The 17,162-nt window shown below is 71.1% G+C and carries 20 protein-coding genes and 1 tRNA gene; 10 read left to right on the forward strand and 11 right to left on the reverse strand.

All coding sequences use genetic code 11. From position 1 onward, the window contains the following. Positions 1-20: 20 nt before the first annotated feature. Positions 21-497, reverse strand: coding sequence for an SRPBCC family protein (locus tag QQZ14_RS04055; protein ID WP_284532904.1), 477 nt, complete (start codon positions 495-497; stop codon positions 21-23). A 126-nt stretch (positions 498-623) separates the two neighbouring features. Here QQZ14_RS04055 and QQZ14_RS04060 point away from each other — a divergent pair, with 126 nt between their 5' ends. Next, positions 624-788: a hypothetical protein gene (locus tag QQZ14_RS04060; protein ID WP_284532905.1), complete on the forward strand. Its 165-nt coding sequence runs from the start codon at positions 624-626 to the stop codon at positions 786-788. Positions 789-791: 3 nt separating this feature from the next. Here the strand turns inward: QQZ14_RS04060 and QQZ14_RS04065 are convergent, their stop codons facing one another. Both QQZ14_RS04065 and QQZ14_RS04070 read right to left on the reverse strand, forming a co-directional pair. Beyond that, positions 792-1,442, reverse strand: a complete 651-nt coding sequence (locus tag QQZ14_RS04065) for a hypothetical protein (RefSeq protein ID WP_284532906.1) — start codon at positions 1,440-1,442, stop codon at positions 792-794. A 29-nt stretch (positions 1,443-1,471) separates the two neighbouring features. Further along, positions 1,472-3,703 carry a DUF4185 domain-containing protein gene (locus QQZ14_RS04070; RefSeq protein ID WP_284532907.1) on the reverse strand — a complete coding sequence of 744 codons (2,232 nt, stop codon included), beginning with the start codon at positions 3,701-3,703 and terminating at the stop codon, positions 1,472-1,474. A gap of 54 nt (positions 3,704-3,757) precedes the next feature. Between QQZ14_RS04070 and QQZ14_RS04075 the strand changes: the two genes are divergently transcribed. Continuing rightward, a complete protein-coding gene (locus tag QQZ14_RS04075; RefSeq protein WP_284532908.1) occupies positions 3,758-4,768 on the forward strand; it encodes a zinc-dependent alcohol dehydrogenase in 1,011 nt (336 codons plus the stop codon). Between the two features lie 113 nt (positions 4,769-4,881). Here the strand turns inward: QQZ14_RS04075 and QQZ14_RS04080 are convergent, their stop codons facing one another. Together QQZ14_RS04080 and QQZ14_RS04085 are read right to left on the reverse strand one after the other, a co-directional pair. Beyond that, the gene (locus tag QQZ14_RS04080; protein WP_284532909.1) at positions 4,882-5,766 is read right to left on the reverse strand and encodes an aldo/keto reductase; all 885 of its coding nucleotides are present in this window, start codon (positions 5,764-5,766) and stop codon (positions 4,882-4,884) included. A 51-nt stretch (positions 5,767-5,817) separates the two neighbouring features. After that, the gene (locus tag QQZ14_RS04085; protein ID WP_284532910.1) at positions 5,818-6,399 is read right to left on the reverse strand and encodes a M15 family metallopeptidase; all 582 of its coding nucleotides are present in this window, start codon (positions 6,397-6,399) and stop codon (positions 5,818-5,820) included. A gap of 184 nt (positions 6,400-6,583) precedes the next feature. On the opposite strand from QQZ14_RS04085, the gene QQZ14_RS04090 reads away from it, so the two are divergent. Then, complete coding sequence (locus QQZ14_RS04090) at positions 6,584-7,192, forward strand: dihydrofolate reductase family protein (RefSeq protein WP_284532911.1); 609 nt, start codon at positions 6,584-6,586, stop codon at positions 7,190-7,192. A gap of 15 nt (positions 7,193-7,207) precedes the next feature. Here QQZ14_RS04090 and QQZ14_RS04095 read toward each other — a convergent pair whose 3' ends face one another. Beyond that, positions 7,208-8,152, reverse strand: coding sequence for an NADP-dependent oxidoreductase (locus tag QQZ14_RS04095; RefSeq protein ID WP_284532912.1), 945 nt, complete (start codon positions 8,150-8,152; stop codon positions 7,208-7,210). A 214-nt stretch (positions 8,153-8,366) separates the two neighbouring features. After that, positions 8,367-8,891, reverse strand: coding sequence for a MarR family winged helix-turn-helix transcriptional regulator (locus QQZ14_RS04100; protein ID WP_284532913.1), 525 nt, complete (start codon positions 8,889-8,891; stop codon positions 8,367-8,369). 478 nt (positions 8,892-9,369) lie between these two features. On the opposite strand from QQZ14_RS04100, the gene QQZ14_RS04105 reads away from it, so the two are divergent. Next, a complete protein-coding gene (locus QQZ14_RS04105) occupies positions 9,370-10,311 on the forward strand; it encodes an SMP-30/gluconolactonase/LRE family protein (RefSeq protein ID WP_342395217.1) in 942 nt (313 codons plus the stop codon). A gap of 104 nt (positions 10,312-10,415) precedes the next feature. On the opposite strand, the gene QQZ14_RS04110 is transcribed toward QQZ14_RS04105, so the two are convergent. Beyond that, positions 10,416-11,318, reverse strand: coding sequence for an oxidoreductase (locus QQZ14_RS04110; protein WP_284532914.1), 903 nt, complete (start codon positions 11,316-11,318; stop codon positions 10,416-10,418). 61 nt (positions 11,319-11,379) lie between these two features. On the opposite strand from QQZ14_RS04110, the gene QQZ14_RS04115 reads away from it, so the two are divergent. Then, positions 11,380-11,961: a TetR/AcrR family transcriptional regulator gene (locus tag QQZ14_RS04115; protein WP_284532915.1), complete on the forward strand. Its 582-nt coding sequence runs from the start codon at positions 11,380-11,382 to the stop codon at positions 11,959-11,961. Between the two features lie 51 nt (positions 11,962-12,012). Here the strand turns inward: QQZ14_RS04115 and QQZ14_RS04120 are convergent, their stop codons facing one another. Then, the gene (locus QQZ14_RS04120; RefSeq protein WP_284532916.1) at positions 12,013-12,657 is read right to left on the reverse strand and encodes a TetR/AcrR family transcriptional regulator; all 645 of its coding nucleotides are present in this window, start codon (positions 12,655-12,657) and stop codon (positions 12,013-12,015) included. 143 nt (positions 12,658-12,800) lie between these two features. Between QQZ14_RS04120 and QQZ14_RS04125 the strand changes: the two genes are divergently transcribed. Both QQZ14_RS04125 and QQZ14_RS04130 read left to right on the forward strand, forming a co-directional pair. Beyond that, positions 12,801-13,580, forward strand: a complete 780-nt coding sequence (locus QQZ14_RS04125) for a glucose 1-dehydrogenase (protein WP_284532917.1) — start codon at positions 12,801-12,803, stop codon at positions 13,578-13,580. A gap of 11 nt (positions 13,581-13,591) precedes the next feature. After that, positions 13,592-14,047 (forward strand): nitroreductase/quinone reductase family protein, encoded by a 456-nt coding sequence (locus QQZ14_RS04130; RefSeq protein ID WP_284532918.1) that lies wholly within the window; start codon positions 13,592-13,594, stop codon positions 14,045-14,047. A gap of 35 nt (positions 14,048-14,082) precedes the next feature. Here the strand turns inward: QQZ14_RS04130 and QQZ14_RS04135 are convergent, their stop codons facing one another. Beyond that, positions 14,083-14,676: a TetR/AcrR family transcriptional regulator gene (locus QQZ14_RS04135; protein ID WP_284532919.1), complete on the reverse strand. Its 594-nt coding sequence runs from the start codon at positions 14,674-14,676 to the stop codon at positions 14,083-14,085. A 115-nt stretch (positions 14,677-14,791) separates the two neighbouring features. Between QQZ14_RS04135 and QQZ14_RS04140 the strand changes: the two genes are divergently transcribed. Next, positions 14,792-15,259, forward strand: a complete 468-nt coding sequence (locus tag QQZ14_RS04140; RefSeq protein ID WP_284532920.1) for an ester cyclase — start codon at positions 14,792-14,794, stop codon at positions 15,257-15,259. A gap of 346 nt (positions 15,260-15,605) precedes the next feature. On the opposite strand, the gene QQZ14_RS04145 is transcribed toward QQZ14_RS04140, so the two are convergent. Then, positions 15,606-15,689: transfer RNA gene (locus tag QQZ14_RS04145), tRNA-Leu, on the reverse strand. A gap of 279 nt (positions 15,690-15,968) precedes the next feature. Here QQZ14_RS04145 and QQZ14_RS04150 point away from each other — a divergent pair. Continuing rightward, positions 15,969-16,676: an FhaA domain-containing protein gene (locus QQZ14_RS04150; protein WP_284532921.1), complete on the forward strand. Its 708-nt coding sequence runs from the start codon at positions 15,969-15,971 to the stop codon at positions 16,674-16,676. A 2-nt stretch (positions 16,677-16,678) separates the two neighbouring features. Continuing rightward, positions 16,679-17,158: an FHA domain-containing protein FhaB/FipA gene (locus QQZ14_RS04155; RefSeq protein ID WP_284532922.1), complete on the forward strand. Its 480-nt coding sequence runs from the start codon at positions 16,679-16,681 to the stop codon at positions 17,156-17,158. Positions 17,159-17,162 lie beyond the last annotated feature (4 nt).

The following is a 17,162-nucleotide window of genomic DNA, read 5'->3' on the forward strand; positions in this document are numbered from 1 at the left end:
GGCCCGGACGGGCCGCCGGCTCAGGCGACCTCCCGAGCCCCCAGATGGGCGAGCAGGTTCCTGGAGAACCGGTCGCCCATCTGGTCGATCACCCGGTTCATCGTGGCCCGGACGGCGCGCCCGGACGCCCGGGGCAGCGGCAGGTCGAGGCTGATCTCGAGCGAGGTCACCAGCCGGGTGCCGGCCCGGTGCTCGTCGAGGGAGTACCACCCCTCGACCGAGGACCGCTCGGTCGCGCCGGCCGGCGGGTCGTGCCGGAACTCGATGCGCTCGGGCTCGTCGTACGTCATCCTCTCGGTGAACGACGGGGCCACGCCGACGCCGAGCACCTTGAGCCCGCTCATCTCCCAGCGCCAGTGCTCGCCGTCCTCGCGGATCGTGCGGACGAACGGCGTGAGCTCGGCGACCAGGTCCGGGTCGGTGAGCGCGGCCCAGATGCGGTGGCGCGGCGCGTCCACGACCGCCTCGGCGCGGGTGTCGGCGGAGAACGTGGTCATGGGCTGCCACTACCCACCGCGACCGGACGAGATGTGTGCGAGCGGCCCAGATCACACCCCGCCCCGGGTTTCACCGCGGGGTCCGACTGGGAACGAGGGAGGCAGACCGCACCCCCGGAGGAACCGATGACGATCACCGCACTGCTGATGGCCGGCCTGCTGACCTTCGTGCTCCTCGTGCCCACGCTGATGGTGGCCGTGCTCGTGTCCGGTCTCTCGCGACGGCCGGTGCTCGTCGAGCGCGAGCCGGCGACTGCGCCCGCGACCGCGGACCGCGTCCTCGCCGGCTGACGTTCAGCCGATCATCCGGGCCCGCACCTGGGCCGCCTGCTGGTGGCCCACCGGGTTGAGGTGGCCGTCGAGCAGCACCTCGATGGTCCGGTTGCCGAGGTCGAGCACCACCCGGTCCGGCCCGACCTCGAGAACCTCGCCGCGCACGAGGTAGTCCTCGGCGTGCAGCCGCTCGAGCAGGATCTCGGGGGCACAGCGCTCGACGTCCCCGAGCGCCACCGCGCGCAGCCGGGCGCGCATCCGGCCGCCAAAGCGCCACATCAGCATGATGAGGATCAGCAGCACGACGTCGGCGACGATGGTCACCACCAGCGGCACCCGGCTCTCAACGGCTCCCGAGACGCGGTACGCCGACGGGTCGTCCTCGAGCACCCGCACCTCGATCGCGCCGGACTCGACGGCGTCGTCGTACGTCGTGTCGTCGACCTCGGCCGACCAGGTGCGCTGGTCGGCGTCGATGTCGGTGGGGAACCGGAACGCGAGACGGCGGGAGCCGTCGTCGTGCTCGACCACCGTCGCGGTCACCTCGACCCCGGCGCTCTCGACCCGGGCGTCGGTCCAGGTGCTGTGCACGAGCGGCAGGTTGACCACCACCGCCAGCAGCAGGAGCACGAACGCCGTGCGACCCCGACCCCTGCGCCTCGCCTCCGCCATGCCGGCCAGTATCCCGGGCGTCGGACCAGCTACGGCAGGTCGACCCGCAGGAACCGCGGCCGGTAGCGGGTCGGGTCCTCGACGACCTCGCCGATGTCGGTACGGTTCTGGCTGTACGAGACGACCACCGTGCCGGGCTCGGGGAGCAGGTCCGGGTGCGCGAGCGGCATGTACCGCAGCCGCCCCTCGGCCGCGTCGGATGGCAATGCGGCGACCGTGCGACCCCCGTCGAAGGGACCCCACGGGTCGGGTGCGCTCCAGACCACCACGTCGCTGCCGAGGAACTCGTTGCGCTTGCTCAGCGCGTGCCAGTGCTCGCCGTCGCTGAAGACCGACAGGGTCTGCGAGGTGCCACCGTCGGCGGGGATCAGCTCCTGGCTCTGGTCCGGATCGCCGACCCAGTCGGAGCCGGACCAGTACTCCCAGGCCGAGGGCCGCAGCACGTCGTCTGGGCGCACCCGCGCCACCCGCAGGGAGAAGCCGAAGACGTAGTCCTGGTCGGGGTTCGCGGTGCCGTAGAGGTAGAGCCAGCCGTCGTCGATGACGGCGGCCGCGCCCCATGCCGGTCTCGTGATGTCCGCCGAGTCCGGTCCGACGTCCCGCATCCCGACCAGCTGCGGGGTCTCGCCACGCGGGACCACGAAGACGGCGACCGCGGGCCCGAGGTTCTCGAACCCGAGCCCGTCGTCCTCCCCGGTGCTGCGCACCCGCTGGCAGGTCACCACCACCAGGTCGTAGCCGGGATGGGTCACGGTCACCGCGGACATCGGCCAGTAGCCGACCCGCCCGGTCGACAGCGCGCTGGGGCGGTCCGGGATCAGCGCCCCGTGGTCCTCCGGGACGATCGCCTGGATGCACTGCTCGTCGAAGACCAGCATCGAGTTGCGCACGAAGCGCTGGCCGCTGAACGACGGGCTGCGCAGCGTGTCGCCGAACACCATGATCCGGCGCCCGTCCTGCAGCTCGGTGTCGGCGCCCACGTCACCGCCCTCGAACTCCGGGCCGCCACGGACGGTCCGGGCGATCCGGTTGAGGTCGGCCACGCTGCGGACCTGCCCGGTCGACACGCACTGGGACTCGCTGGCCTGGCTGGCGACGGCGGCCGCGTCGGCGACGGCGTCCCGGGGGACGAACGACACGAGTGCGAACGCCGCGACCGCGGCCGGGAGCACCACGACCGCGACCCGCCACCGCCAGCGCACCAGCCGGCCGTGGCGGACCGCGGGCGTCAGCGGCGGATGCAGCAGCAGCGGCTCGTCGAGCCCCGCATCCGGGGCGACCCGCTCGCGGGCCCGCTCGCGCCGCGACACGACCAGCCCGAGGATCGCGGCCAGCAGCCACACGGCGAGCACCAGCAGGGGCAGCCGGACGCCGGTGCCGCCGTACATCGCGATGGCGCTGAGCGCCTCGACGCTCGCGCCGGGCGCGGTCCAGACGGCCAGGATCGGCCAGGGCTCGGGCAGCAGCCGCGGGTCGGTGCCGAGCAGCTGCGGGGTCGCCACGACCAGGTAGAACGCGGCGCTCAGGCCCAGTCCCCCGAAGCCCGCGACACCCTCCAGCGCGAGCGTCAGCACGCCGGCGACGACGGCCGTCAGCCCGAGCACGCCGGCCAGTCGCAGCTGAGTGGCGGTGTCGAGCCCGCTCACCCCGGGCAGCACGATCGCGGCGACGTACCCAGCGGCCAGCGAGACCGCGCTGACCACCAGGATCCGCCGGGTGCCCAACCGCAGGGTCCGCGCGACCGGCCCGAACCGCAGCGAGAGCAGCACCGCCAGCAGGAACCCCAGGGCCCCGAAGCCGACCGCCAGCCGCCGGACCACGTGGTCGTCCACGGGCGACACGGACACGTAGCGGACCGAGAGCGTGCGCCCGTGCGAGCGCTCGATCGCCTCGACCTGGTCGCGGACGGCTCGGGCGAGGCGATCGTCGGTGGAACTGTTGAGCACCAGCTGGTCCTGGGTGGTCGTCAGGTCGACGAGGGTGGCGCCGACGGTGACGCCGTGACGTACGTCGTCGATGGCAGCGGCCCGGTCGTCGCTCGCGATGGCCTCGAGCGGATGTCCCGGGAGCGCGTTGACCTGCGCGGCCAGCGCCTGCGCCACGATGGCCGGCGCGACGACGGCGCCCGGTGCGCCGTGGGGGCGCGGCTCCCGGACGTCACGGACCAGCATCGCCAGCCCCACACCCTCCGCGACCAGCAGGACCGCGCAGACGATCGCGACCCGACGCGGGAACAGCCGGCGGAGCCTCGATCGGGACACGGCCACCAGTCTGGCGGGTCCGGGCGGGAAGAGGGTCGGCGGTAGGTTGGCGACGTGCCAGCAGCGGCCCGCCTCCACGGCATCGGTGACCTCCGCGTCGAGCAGATCGACGCACCGCCTCCCCCCACGCCGGGCTGGTCCACGATCGACGTGACCTCGGTCGGCCTCTGCGGCAGCGACCTGCACTGGTACACCGATGGCGGCACCGGCGAGGTCACCCTCGACCGGTCGGTGGTCCCCGGGCACGAGTTCGCTGGCGTCGCGGTCGACGGTCAGTACGCCGGGCGCCGGGTCGCGGTCGACCCCGCGATCCCCTGCGGGACCTGCGAGCAGTGCCGCGCCGGGCACGGGAACCTGTGCCCCGACGTGCGGTTCGCCGGGCACGCCGGCCTCGACGGTGGGCTCCAGGAGTCCCTGGTCTGGCCGGACCACCTGCTGTTCCCACTGCCCGACTCGCTCAGCGACGACGCGGGCGCGCTGCTCGAGCCGCTCGGCGTCGCGATCCACGCGGTCGGCGTCGCGCATGTGCGCCCGGGCGACGACGTCCTCGTCGCCGGCGGCGGCCCGATCGGGGTGCTCGCGGCGGCGGTCGCCCGCCGTACCGGCGCGCGACGGATCTTCGTCAGCGAGCCGCTCGCCCACCGCCGCGAGACCGCCCGGCGCTTCGGTGCCGACGACGCCTGGGCCCCGGAGGAGGCGGCCGCGGCCGTGGAGTCACTGACCGACGGTCGTGGGGTCGACGTGGCGATCGAGATGGCCGGCGTGGATGACGCGATCGGCACCGCCGTCGCGGCCGTTCGTCCGGGCGCGCGGATCGCGCTCGGCGGCATCCCGTCGGTGCCGCTCTCGGCGTTCCCCGCGGCGGTCGCACGGCGCAAGGGTCTGACGTTCGCGATGGTGCGCCGGATGCACGAGACCTATCCGCGGGCGATCGAGCTCGCCACCACCGGCCTCGACCTCGACCCGCTGGTGAGCCACCGCTTCCCGCTCGCCGAGGCACCGCAGGCCTTCGCCCACGCCGTCGCCCGCACCGGCGACAAGACCGTCATCACCCTCCCGCGTTGAGTCGGGACTTCTGACCGTTGAGTCGGGAGTTGTGACGGTCGAGTCGGGACTTTCGGCGCGCAGCGCGTCCAGAACCCCCGACTCGAACGACGAAAGTCCCGACTCGACGGTGCTCAGTCGGCGTCGAGCTCCGTGAGCTCGTCGTCGGTGAGGTCCAGCTCGGCCGCGGCTGCGGAGTCCTGGATCGACTGGGGACGCTTGGCGCCGGGGATCGGGATCACCACCGGGGACTGGGCGAGCTCCCACGCGAGCGCGACCTGCTGGGCGCTGACCCCGCGGGCCTGCGCGACCCGGGCGAACGCCGGGTGCTTCTCGGCCAGCTCCTTGGCGTCGCCGAGACCGCCGAGCGGGCTCCACGGCAGGAACGCCAAGCCCAGCTCCTCGCAGACGTCGATCTCGGGACGGCTGCTGCGGAACGCCGGGGAGAACTGGTTCTGCACGCTCACCAGGTGGTCGCCGAGCGCCGCGTGCGCGGCCCGGATCTGCTCGGGGTTGGCGTTGGAGATGCCGAGCATCCGCACCTTCCCGGACGCGGCGACCTCCTGCATCGTGGCGAGGACCTCGTCGTACGGCGTCTTGCTGCTCGGCCGGTGGTGCTGCCAGAGCGCGATCTGCTCGACGCCGAGCCGCCGCAGGCTGTCGTCGACGGCCTGCTTGAGGTGGGCCGCGGAGCTGTCGGTGCCCCAGCCGCCGCCCTCGGTGCGGACGTGGCCGCCCTTGGTCGCGAGCAGCACCCGGTCGCGCACCCCTAGCTCGTCGAGCAGCGAGGCGATCAGCAGCTCGTTCTCACCCTGGGCGCCCGCACCCTTCTCGTCACCGGGCCCGTAGGCGTCGGCGGTGTCGAAGAGCGTCACCCCCGCGTCGAGCGCGGCCCGCACGGTCGCGAGCAGCTGCTCGCGGGGCTGGGTGCCGGTCTGGTCGAAGGTCATCAGGCCGAGCCCGATGGCGCCGACCTCGGTGCGGCCGACGGTGTCGTTGCCGATGCTGCGAATCCTCATGACTCGTTCCTACCAGGGGCGTGCACACCGCCCGCCCCCGGGCCGACCGCGCTACCGCTGACTCGAGTCGGCGTACATCGGCGGGCACTCGCCGCCGGGCGTCGTCGCGAGCTCGAAGTGCCAGATCTCGTTGGCGAAGACCTGGCACAGCCCGTACGCCGACCCGTACCGTCCGAGCCACTCGTCGGCCTCCGTGGGGCCGATGTCGACGGCCTCGCCCTTCACGTGCTCGGACTCGTCGGGGGTCGAGACGAACTTGAGCGCCTCCTCCAGGCTGCCGTACGTCGCCACCGCCTCGTCGAGCAGCCGCTGCTGGTGCTCGCGGCTGCGCCACCCGCTGGTCACCTCGATGTCGACGCCGTCCGCCCTCGCCGCCCGCACCGCCTCCTCGAGGGCGGAGCGCAGGTCGGGGTCGAGACGGGCGATGTCGACGCGCGAGGTGTCCAGGGTGCCCTGCCGAGGGAGGGCCAGCCGGTCGACGGGCTTGGCGAGGCCGGTGCCCGGTCGCCCGTGGGGCGTGCCGGTGGGCTCCTCGGCGGCGTGGTTCCCGCACGCGGTCAGGACGATCCCGAGCAGGAGCACGGCGAGGAGCGCTGGTGCGCCGGCGTGCCGGCGGGGACGAGGTGTGCTCATGCCGACGACGCTAGGAACCGGGCGCGCGCCGCACCTCCGCCTCAGGTACCACTCCGGTCACCGCTCAGCCAGAAGATCGGTCCTCCGATCGCGGCCCCGTCTGCCCGACAGGATTCCCACGTTCTCGGACACGATCTTGCGGGACGCTCGCCCCGGTGCTCCGGCGGCAGCGCATCCTCGCTGCATGGGCAAAGTAGTGGCACAGGCGATCACGTCCCTCGACGGGTACGTCGCCAAGCAGGACAACAGCATCGGCCGGTTGTTCGACTGGCTGCAGAACGGCGAGGTCGAGCTCCCCACGCCCGCCGGCGACATGACCGTGCACCTCACTCCGCAGAGCGCTGAGCACTGGCGGCGGTGGGTGTCGTCGCTCGGTGCACTGGTCTGCGGCCGGACCCTCTTCGACGTGACCGACGGGTGGCATGGGCGCCACACTCTCGACGTCCCCGTCGTCGTCGTGACCCATCGGGTCCCGACCGACTGGGTCGAAGCACACCCAGAGGCGCCGTTCACGTTCGTGACCGACGGAGTGGCGGCTGCGGTGTCGCAGGCGCGGGCGCTGGCCGGCGATCGCGACGTGACGGTCACCGGTGGCGACATCGCCCGGCAGTGCCTGGACCTCGGGCTGCTCGACGAGGTCGCCGTCGACCTCGTTCCGGTCGTGATGGGTGAGGGCAACCGACCGTTCTTCGGCCGGCTCTCCTCCGAGGACGTCCTACTCGGCAACCCGACCGTCTGCGTCCAGGGTGACCGGGTGACGCACCTCGTCTTCCCCGTCGACCGCTCGGGCTGACGCCGGAGGAGCCGGTCAGCGCTTATGCGGGGTGATCACGACCTTGCCGTGGAGCGTCCCCGCCGCGGCCTGTGCATGGATGCTCGCCAGGTCCTCGAGCGGGGCGCGCTGGGCCACCTGGACCTTCAGCTGCCCCCGGTCGACGAGCTCGGCCAGACCGGCGAGCTGGGCGGCGTCGCTCCGGACGTAGAGGTCGATCCCGCGCACGCCCCGGTCCTCGTCGGCCGGCGCCGGCATCCAGACGGTGGTGTTGACCACGACCCCTCCGTCCCGCACCAGGGCAGCCAGCGCCGCGAACTCCTCCGGCTCGATCGGGGCGAGGTTGAGCAGGACGTCGACGGGCTCGGCCACCTCATCGACCACCGACGCAGCGGTGTGGTCGATCACCTGGTCGGCCCCCGCCGCCGCGACCTGGGCACTGCTCCGGGCACTGGCCGTGGCGATCACCTGCGCCCCGACGGCCTTCGCGAGCTGGGTGGCGTAGCCACCGACCGCGCCGTCGGCCCCGTTGATGAGGATGCGCTGGCCCGCCTGGAGCCCCGCGTGCTCGTGAAGGGCCTGCCAGGCCGTCAGCCCGACCACGGGCAGGGCGGCCGCGTCGGCCAGCGCGATGCTCCTCGGCGCCGGCGCCAGGCTGTCCGCGGAGGCCAGGACGTACTCCGCGGACGCGCCGTCGGCGACGAACGGCAGGAACCCGAGCACCCGGTCACCCACGCTCAGGCCCTGGACGTCCTCGCCGAGCGCATCGACCGTCCCCGCGACGTCCAGGCCCGGGATGTGTGGCAGCTCGAGCGGCATCGGGCCCTGCATGAAGCCGGCCCGGATGTTGCCGTCCACACCGTTGAAGGTGGTTCCCGCCACCCGGACGCGCACCTGGCCCGGCCCGGGCTCGGGCGTCTCGACGTCCTCGTGGACCAGCACCTCGGGACCGCCGTACGCGTGGAATCGCACTGCCTTCATCTGACTCACCCGTCCTCACATCGATAGTGCTTCGAATTCGAAGCGATACGACGACGGTAGCAATGCTTCGAATTCGAAGCAAGGGTTCAGAGGTGGCAGTCCGCAGTCCGGCGGCGCAGGCGTCAGCGGGCGTACGGCGCAGCAGGATCTCCACCGCGCGACGACGCGGTGGTGAGAGGCCCGGTGGACCCGGCGCCGTCGGCGAGCGCCGCGCTCAGGCCTGCGGTGCGGAGGACTTGCGGCGAGGCGTGGCCGAGCGCGGCGGGCTGGCGCGCATGTGGTCGAGCACCGGCTCCAGCAGCGCACCGAGGGCGCCCACGTCGGCGCCGGTCAGGGTGGTGAAGAGGAGCTCGCGGACGACCTCGATGTGTCCGGGCACCGCCTTGGCCAGCCGGGCGCGCCCGGCCTCGGTGATCGTCACGATGACGCCGCGGTCGTCGTCGGGCGACGGGCTCCGCTCGACCAGGCCCGCCTTCTCCATCTGCCCCGCCTGGTAGGTCAGGCCGCTGCGGCTGTAGACCACCTCGTCCGCGAGCTCGGTCATCCGCAGGCTGCCGGTCGGCGAGTCCAGGCCCAGGCGAGCCAGCACCTTGAACTGCACGTAGGTGAGGTCGCTGGCCTCGCGGAGCTGCTGCTCCACGCGGTGGCGCAGCAGGGCCGCCACGTCCATCAGTGCGAAGTACGCGCGCAGCTGGGCGTCATCGAGGTCGAGCTCGGAGTAGGGCTCCGCGAACGTCACCTCCGCACCCTAACGTCGATATTCACATTCGAAGCACTTCTGCCCGCAGCACCGCCAGCGCCTCGTGGCACAGTGCGGCGACCTGGGAGCTCTCGGAGCGTTCGCACGCGCCGCGGCACACCGGCTTCCCAAGCCCCGCGACCGGGCGGCTCTCGACGTGATGCGCGCCGCCCAACGGCTGGCAACCGGCGCCCCGGTGCAACTCGACCCGGTGGAGTCGCACGTGCACCAGAGCGCGTGCTGGGGTGGGTTCACGACGCCCCGGGACGACTCGGTCACGCGGCGGTGCAGAGTCTGGCCGACCCGCTCGGACGGGCGAAGCCAGCCCGACGCGCGATAGGCTGAGCCCTGCCGAAGCAACACCCGATGGGTGGGGAAAGTGAGGCGACGCCGGCCAAGCCCGGTCGGCGCTTCCATCCCAAGCACGCGGGTACGCCTCGGACGTCCTCCCTGGCCACCCGCGAGGAGGACCGATCCTGTGCATGCCATCGAGACACAGTTCATCTCTTTCGACGACCGCTTCCAGGGTCTCGACGGCGACTTCGTCGTCGAGCGGATCCACACCGGCGCGCGCAAGAGCGAGGGCCCGGCGTACTTCCCTGCAGGCCGCTACTTGATCTGGAGCGACATCCCGAACTCGCGCCTGATGCGATGGGACGAGACGTCGGGCGCCGTGGGGGTGTTCCGCGACGACTCCGGCTACGCGAACGGCAACACCGTCGACCGCGAAGGGCGGCTCGTCACCTGCGAGCAGGGCAACCGGCGGGTGACGCGCACCGAGATCGACGGCCGGATCACGATCCTGGCCGACTCGTTCCGCGGTCGGCGGCTCAACAGCCCGAACGACGTCGTCGTCCGGACCGACGGCACGATCTGGTTCACCGACCCGCCCTACGGGATCGCCACGGACTACGAGGGGAACCTCGCCGAGCAGGAGCTGGACGGGCAGTACGTCTTCCGGCTCGACCCGGCGACCGGCCACCTGTCGGTCGTGGCGGACGACTTCGTCCGGCCCAACGGTCTGGCGTTCTCGCCCGACGAGAAGCAGCTCTACATCGCCGACACCAGGCAGGATCCCAGCCACATCCGCGTCTTCGACGTGCGCGACGACGGCACCCTGACCGGCGGCAAGATCCATGCCACGTGCGACAACGGCAAGTTCGACGGCTTCCGGCTCGACAGCGAGGGCCGCATCTGGGCGGCGGCCTGGGACGGCGTGCACTGCTTCGCCCAGGACGGCGATCTCATCGGCAAGCTGCTGCTGCCGGAGTCGGTCTCGAACCTGTGCTTCGGCGGTCTCAAGCGCAACGTCCTGTTCATCACGGCCGGGTGCTCGGTCTATGCCCTCCGGGTCACCTTCAACGGCGCCCGGTACCCGCGCCCCGACAGCCCGGACACCGGGGGCGGGCGCAGGGGCTGACGGGTCCGTGCCTCAGCCATCCGGCGTCGCGCACGACCTATGAGGCCGGCGAACTGGCGCAGTTCGACTCCTGGTTCGAGCCCATCGAACTCCCGGCCGGTGCCTCATCCGAGGTGATGCGCCGGGTTGTCAGGCAGGCTCGTCCCGGTGAGTCTCTCGGAGACCTCCCAGAGCCGTCTAGCGGTCGCGGGGTCTGTCGCTCCATCTGACAGTTTGGTGACGGCGGCGGGTCCACGGACTCCTCCGAAGCGGCTCGGCCCGACGAAGCTGCCGGGCGGAACGTCGCCGACGGCGGCCAGCAGCGTCGGGAGCGAGCCTCTTTCGGGCCCGTGGGCGAACAGGGGGGTGCTGAGTGCGGCAATGGCGTCCAGCAGCCTGTTGCCGCTGGTGATCCGAAAGTTGGTTGATGCCCAGCCGGGATGGGCGGAGGTTGCGATCACCGGCGAGTCGATGGCCGTCAGGCGGTGTTGGAGTTCGGCGGTGAAGAGCAGGTTCGCCAGTTTGGACTGCCCGTAGGCGCCGAACGGCTGGTATGTCTTCCTCTCCCATTGCAGATCGTCGAAGTCGATCCGTGCCGAGCGATACGCGGTCGAGGAGACGGTGACGACCCGGCTCGCGATTCGGTCCATCAGCAGGTTCGTCAGTGCGAAGTGTCCCAGATGGTTGACCCCGAGCTGGAGCTCGAAACCGTCAGCCGTGTGCTGCAGTGTGTCGGTCATGGTTCCGGCGTTGTTGACGAGCACGTCGACGGTCCTGTCGATGCTGGACGCGAAGTCACGGATCGAGGCCAGCGAGGCGAGGTCCAGCGAACGGACCTCGACCTTGCTGCCCATCGTGGCCGCTGCGGCACGACCCTTGTCCTGGTCCCGGACCGCGAGGAGGACCAGAGCTCCCTTGGCGGCGAAGGCGGCCGCCGCGGCTCGGCCGATCCCACTGTTGGCGCCGGTGATGACGATCGTGCGGCCGGTCTGGTCCGGCATCTGCGAAGGCGAAGTGAGTGTCTGCATGCGGCCAATGTATCCAGTGGATACAATTTTTCCAATGGATACATCGCAGTAGGCTGGCACCATGAAGGTCGCCCGTCCCTATCACCACGGCAATCTGCGCCAGGCGGTGTTGAACGAAGCCACAGCGGTGGTGCGGGAAAGAGGAGCGGCCGAACTGTCGCTGCGCGAGGTGGCCACGACCATCGGCGTCACCCACGCGGCTCCACGTCGATACTTCCCCGGTCGACAGGACCTGCTCGACGCCCTGGCCGTGGAGGGCTTTTCGCGTCTCGGGGCCCGGTTGCAGGACGCCCTCGACACGTCGTCCGGATACCGGGAACAGGTGCGCGCAGTCGCAACGGCCTATCTCGACTTCATGATCTCCGAGGCGAACCTGACCGAGCTGATGTTCGCCACCAAGCACGGTGCGGACGGTGACGCCGTAGGGGAGGGTGCCGCCGCCGCGTTCGCGCCGCTGCTGCAGATGTTCCGTCGCGGGCAGGCAGAGGGCGCGCTCTCGAACCGGGATCCCGAGCGGACCGGTCTGGTCTTTCTCGCAACGCTCCAGGGCATCGCAGGCCTCGTCCACTGTGGCGTCGTACCGCCTGGGCAGCTTGATGACCTGATCGATGACGCCCTGGCGCAGTTCTCGGGTCTGTCCTGACATGAGTGCGCCGCGTGCGGCGTCGAGTACACCCAGTAGCGGTCGGGGGACTCAGTCGTTGGTCGACGGCCCGGGGTCAGTCGCGGCGTACCGGGCGGCGATGGTGCGGACCGCCTCGTCGACAACTTGCGCGGCGCGTTGGGCGCTCACCTGCCAGCCCGGCACCAGGAGTGTGGGCCAGAAGATGTAGTTGGAGATCATGCCCAGGAACTGGGTGGCCGCGAGGTCCACGTCGTCGATGCGCACCGTTCCGGCCTCGTGCTCGGCCAGCAGGTAGCTGCGTACGGACTCGAAGTAGGGCATCTTGCCGTGCGAGAACTGCGCGTTGGCGAGCTCAGGGAACCGCGGCAGCTCGGCGATGACGATGCGGAAGAGGTCGGTCATCTGGGGGCGGCTCAGCAGTTCGGCGTAACGGCGACCGATGGCTCTGAGCCCGTCGACGACGTTGCCGGCTGGCGGAGGATCCTCCTCGTCAGCGGTTGACCAGGACTCGGTCACGATGGCGTCGAAAAGGGCAGCCTTACTCGGGAACTGCTTGAACAAGGTGGCCCGCGAGACACCCGAGCGCTCCGCGACGCGCGCCAGGGACGTCCGGTCGTAGCCCAATTCGAGGAACAGTGCGGTTGCGGCCGTGACGATCAGCGCTCGCTTCTCCAGGGCGACGCGCTGGTGGTACGTCGGCACGGCCCTGCTCATGGGCAGAGCATACGAGGTGAGTGGCTTGACTCACCACCTTCGGCGACCTACCGTCGAGTCAGTGGTGAGTCACTTGGCTCACCACTCCCGGTGTCGATCACCGGCGACCTCGATCCGTCATCCGCGCACCGAAGGAGCCCCTGATGAACCGCTTCGACAACCAGACCGTGCTCGTGACCGGTGGGACCGGTGGTCAGGGATCGAGCCACGTACGCGCCTTTCACGCGGAGGGAGCGAACGTCGTGATCGCCGACATCGACACCGAGCGCGGCGCCGCTCTCGCCGACGAGCTCGGGACGCGCGCTCGGTTCGCCCGCCTCGACGTCGCCGACGAGAGCTCGTGGTCCGCCGCTGTGCTCGCCGCCGAGAGCGCCTTCGGTGCCCTGAACGTGCTCGTCAACAACGCCGGCGTGCAGAACCCGCCCGCCATGATCGAGGACACGGAGCAGGCCACGTGGTCGCGGATCCTCGACATCAACCTCACCGGGACGTTCCTCGGCATCAAGGTCGCCGCCCCCGCCCTGCGGCGCGCAGCAGGGGGAGCGATCGTCAACATCGCCTCGACGATGGGCCTGGGCGGCACGGCCCACTACGCGCCGTACGTCGCCAGCAAGTGGGCCGTGCGAGGCCTCACCCGCACGGCAGCACTCGAGCTCGGCCGCGACCGCATCCGGGTGAACGCCATCCACCCCGGCGTGATCGCGACGCCCTTCATCCACGAACCAGCTGCCGGCGCCACCTCCGCGATCGCCGACTTCTACTCCCCAGAGCCGTTCGCCATTCCCCGGCTCGGAGAGCCCACCGACGTCACCCGGCTACTCCTGTTCCTCGCGTCGTCAGACGCGTCGTTCATCACGGGGTCGGAGTACGTCATCGATGGTGGACTCCTCCTCGGCCCCGCACTTCAAGCCGAGACTGCATGAGCACTTCAGAAATGGCGGGGGCGAGCGGCTCGGCCCGGGATGCGGGTGTGTCCCACCTGTCAGACGACATCCGAAGGGCCATCGAGATCACCTCCACCGCGGGCACCCGCGAGCGGATCATCGACATCACGACGCTGGGGCGCCGTACCGGCCGGCCCCGCCGCATCGAGATCTTCTTCTACCGGGCCCTCGGCAACACCTACCTGTGCAGCGGCGCCGGCGGTGCCGCGACCGACTGGCATGCGAACCTGCTCGCCAATCCGGACTTCACCTTCCACCTCAAGAACGGGATCCGTGCCGATCTGCCGGCACGGGCCACGCCGGTCACCGACCCAGCCGAGCGGGAGGCGGTGCTGGGGGAGATCGTCAGGGATCTCAACCAACCCCACGACCCCGGCACCATCCGGCCGACCCGGCTCGAAGACTGGGCCGACAGCCGGCTGATGCGCGTCACCTTCTCCTCCTGATCTCGAGTCAGGGCGCCGCAACAGCGGATGCGTCCTCACTCGGTCCGGGGCAGGAGAGCGATCGCGGTCTCGGCGACGCTCGCCAACTGATCGTCGTCCATGCCGGCCTTTCCGAGCGCCTCGGTGCCTCGCAGGACGGCCAGGACGAGGAGGGCGAGCTGCTCGGCGTCGGCCGAGCTGTCGAGATCCCCGTGACGCTGGGCGGCACGTATGTCATCGGCCAGCGCGGAAGTGATGCGCTCGAGGGTCTGCCGGGCACGGAGGGTGACGTCAGGGTCGTGCTCGGAGAGCTCGGCCGCGCTCTTCGCCAGCAGGCAGCCGCGGTGGCTTCGGTCGGCGGCGATGCCGGCCGCCGCCGCCCGGATGTGCACACACAGCCGGTCGTACGCGCCGTCGTCCGGGCCGGTCAGGGCGTCAATGACGCGGTCGGCGACATCTGTGCAGTAGGCGTCGAAGATCCGCAGGAACAGCTCGTGCTTGCCGCCGAAGGCGCCGTACAGGCTGCCCTTCCCCAAGCCGGTCGCCGCCGCGACGGCGTCCATGCTCGTCCCGGCGTACCCCGATGTCCAGAACCGCTCCCGCGCGGCGTCCAGGACCGCCCCCTCGTCGAACGTCCGCGGTCGCGCCATGCCGCGAGCCTACCCGTTGTTGACGGATCGGTCCATAACTCGGTAGCGTTATGGGCGAAATGGTCCAGAACGGATCGCATCGTCCCTGCGCGACATCCGGCACGAAGGAGCAGACATGGTCAGCAATGAAGAGGTCGTCCGCGAGGCCTACCGACTGGCGGAAGGCGATGTCCTCGACGGAGCCGGCTTCCGAGCCCTGTTCGCAGAGGGCGGAACGTTCAACGACGTGCCGAACTCACTGACCTTCCGCGGGGAACAGATCCCGCAGGCGTTGACCGGCCTCGCCAGCGCTTTTCCCGACATTCCCCGCGAGCTCCTCGTCGTGCATGCGGTCGGCGACGTCGTCGCCGTCGAGCTGAGGATCCAGGGAACACATCTCGGCGCGTTCCCGACTCCGATCGGCGAGGTCCCTCCGACCGGGCGCCGTATCGACGTACCGACGGCCGATCTCTGGTACCTGCGTGACGGGAAGATCGAGACCTTCAACTGCTACAACGCCGCGAATGTGTGGCTTGCTCAGCTCGGAGCCGAGCCGGATTACAGCTCGGCGATCAAGGCCGCCAATGCCGCTGCCGGGGGGTAGCTGCGGCCGCCGGTCGACGACCTTGCAGGGAAGGGGGTCCGAGCATTCCAGCCCACCAACTGCCGGAACGGACTCGATGATGTACCAGCTCAGGACTTACACACTGCGCACGGCAGAGGCGCTCCAGCAGTAGGCCACCGTGCACTGGCCGCGGCATGTCGCCAGCATGGCCCGGTTCGGCGTCGACATACGCGGCTTCTGGACCCACCACCTGGCCCGGCGCGCACCACCTGGTGGTCCTCATCTCGTTCCAGGAAGGCGTCGACCCCACTCAGTTCACCGCATAAAGGTGGCCAGGAATGGGCCACTGGCCCCGGATCCGAGGACCCGGGGCCAGTCGCTCACGTGCGCGAGGGGGGAGTTGAACCCCCACGCCCTTTCGGGCACACGGACCTGAACCGTGCGCGTCTGCCTATTCCGCCACTCGCGCGTGAAGCGGGCCAAGGCTATCCCAGGCCGGAGGTTTGCCCCAAACCGGCACCGGAGGCGGGCACCGGGCGGGTCACCGGTGGGTCGGGTGCCCCAGAACGCGCCGGGGCGCGGCGTGAGGCACACGACCCGCACTTCCCTCGGGCACCCCGTTACGATCGGTCGGAACCCGGCCACCGGTCGGGGTGCCCGGCGTGTGCCCGGCCCGAGGCGTGGGCCACGGGGTTAGGCGAGCAGGCGGACGGGCACGACCACCGGGACGTGGACGGAAGGAGGCGACGTGGGCGGACTCCAGAGGCTGGAGCACCGGCTCGAGCAGATGATCTCGGGCGCGTTCGCCCGGGCGTTCCGTTCCGCCGTCCAGCCGGTCGAGATCGCCGCGGCCCTCCAGCGCGAGTGCGACAACAACGCCCAGATCCTCTCCCGGGACCGCCGGCTGGTCCCCAACGACTTCCACGTCGAGCTCTCCCAGACCGACCTCGACCGGCTCTCGCCGTACAACACCGCGCTCGCCGCCGACCTCGCCACCCAGCTGCGCGACCACGCCGACCACCAGGGCTACGTGTTCCCCGGGCCGGTGTCGATCGGGTTCGAGCCGGCCGAGGACCTCACCACCGGGCGGTTCCGGATCCGCAGCCAGGCCCAGGCCAAGGTCACCAGCGGCGCCACGAACACCCAGGTCGGCCGCGCCCGCGCGGTGCTCGAGGTCAACGGCACCCGCCACCCGCTGCAGCCGCCCGGCCTCGTGGTCGGCCGCGGCACCGAGGCGGACGTCCGCATCAACGACCCGGGCGTGAGCCGCCGGCACGCCGAGTTCACCGTGGTCGGGTCGGCCGGCGGGGGCCTCGCGATCGAGGTCAACGACCTCGGCTCCACCAACGGCATGCTGGTCGACGGCCACCGCATCACCCACACCCCGCTGCGCGACGGCTCGCAGGTCAAGATCGGCAACACCACGATGACCGTCCGGGTCCTCGAGGAAGGCTGAGGATGTCCGAGCTCACGCTGTTCCTCATCCGGATCTCCTACCTGGCGATCCTCTGGATCTTCGTGCTCTCGGCGATCTCGGTGATCCGCTCGGACATGTTCGGGGCCCGGGTGCCGGAGGCCGCCCGCGGCGGCGGCCGCGCCGCCGGCCGGACCCCCAAGCCCGCGAAGCCGCCGAGCAGGCGCCGGGGCACCCCCACCCACCTGCTGGTGACCGAGGGCTCCAACGCCGGCGAGCGCGTCGACCTCGCGAACGCCCCGATCCTCATCGGCCGCGGCGCGGACGCGGCGATCCGGCTCGACGACGACTACGTGTCCACCCGGCACGCCCGCATCGCGGCGTCCGGTGAGACGTGGTTCGTCGAGGACCTCGGCTCGACCAACGGCACGTACGTCGGGACGGTCCGCATCACCCAGCCCACCACGATCACGCTCGGCACCCAGGTCCGCATCGGCAAGACGATCCTGGAGCTCAGGAAGTAGCCGG

The organism is Nocardioides sp. T2.26MG-1 (assembly GCF_950101795.1).
GTDB lineage: Bacteria > Actinomycetota > Actinomycetes > Propionibacteriales > Nocardioidaceae > Nocardioides.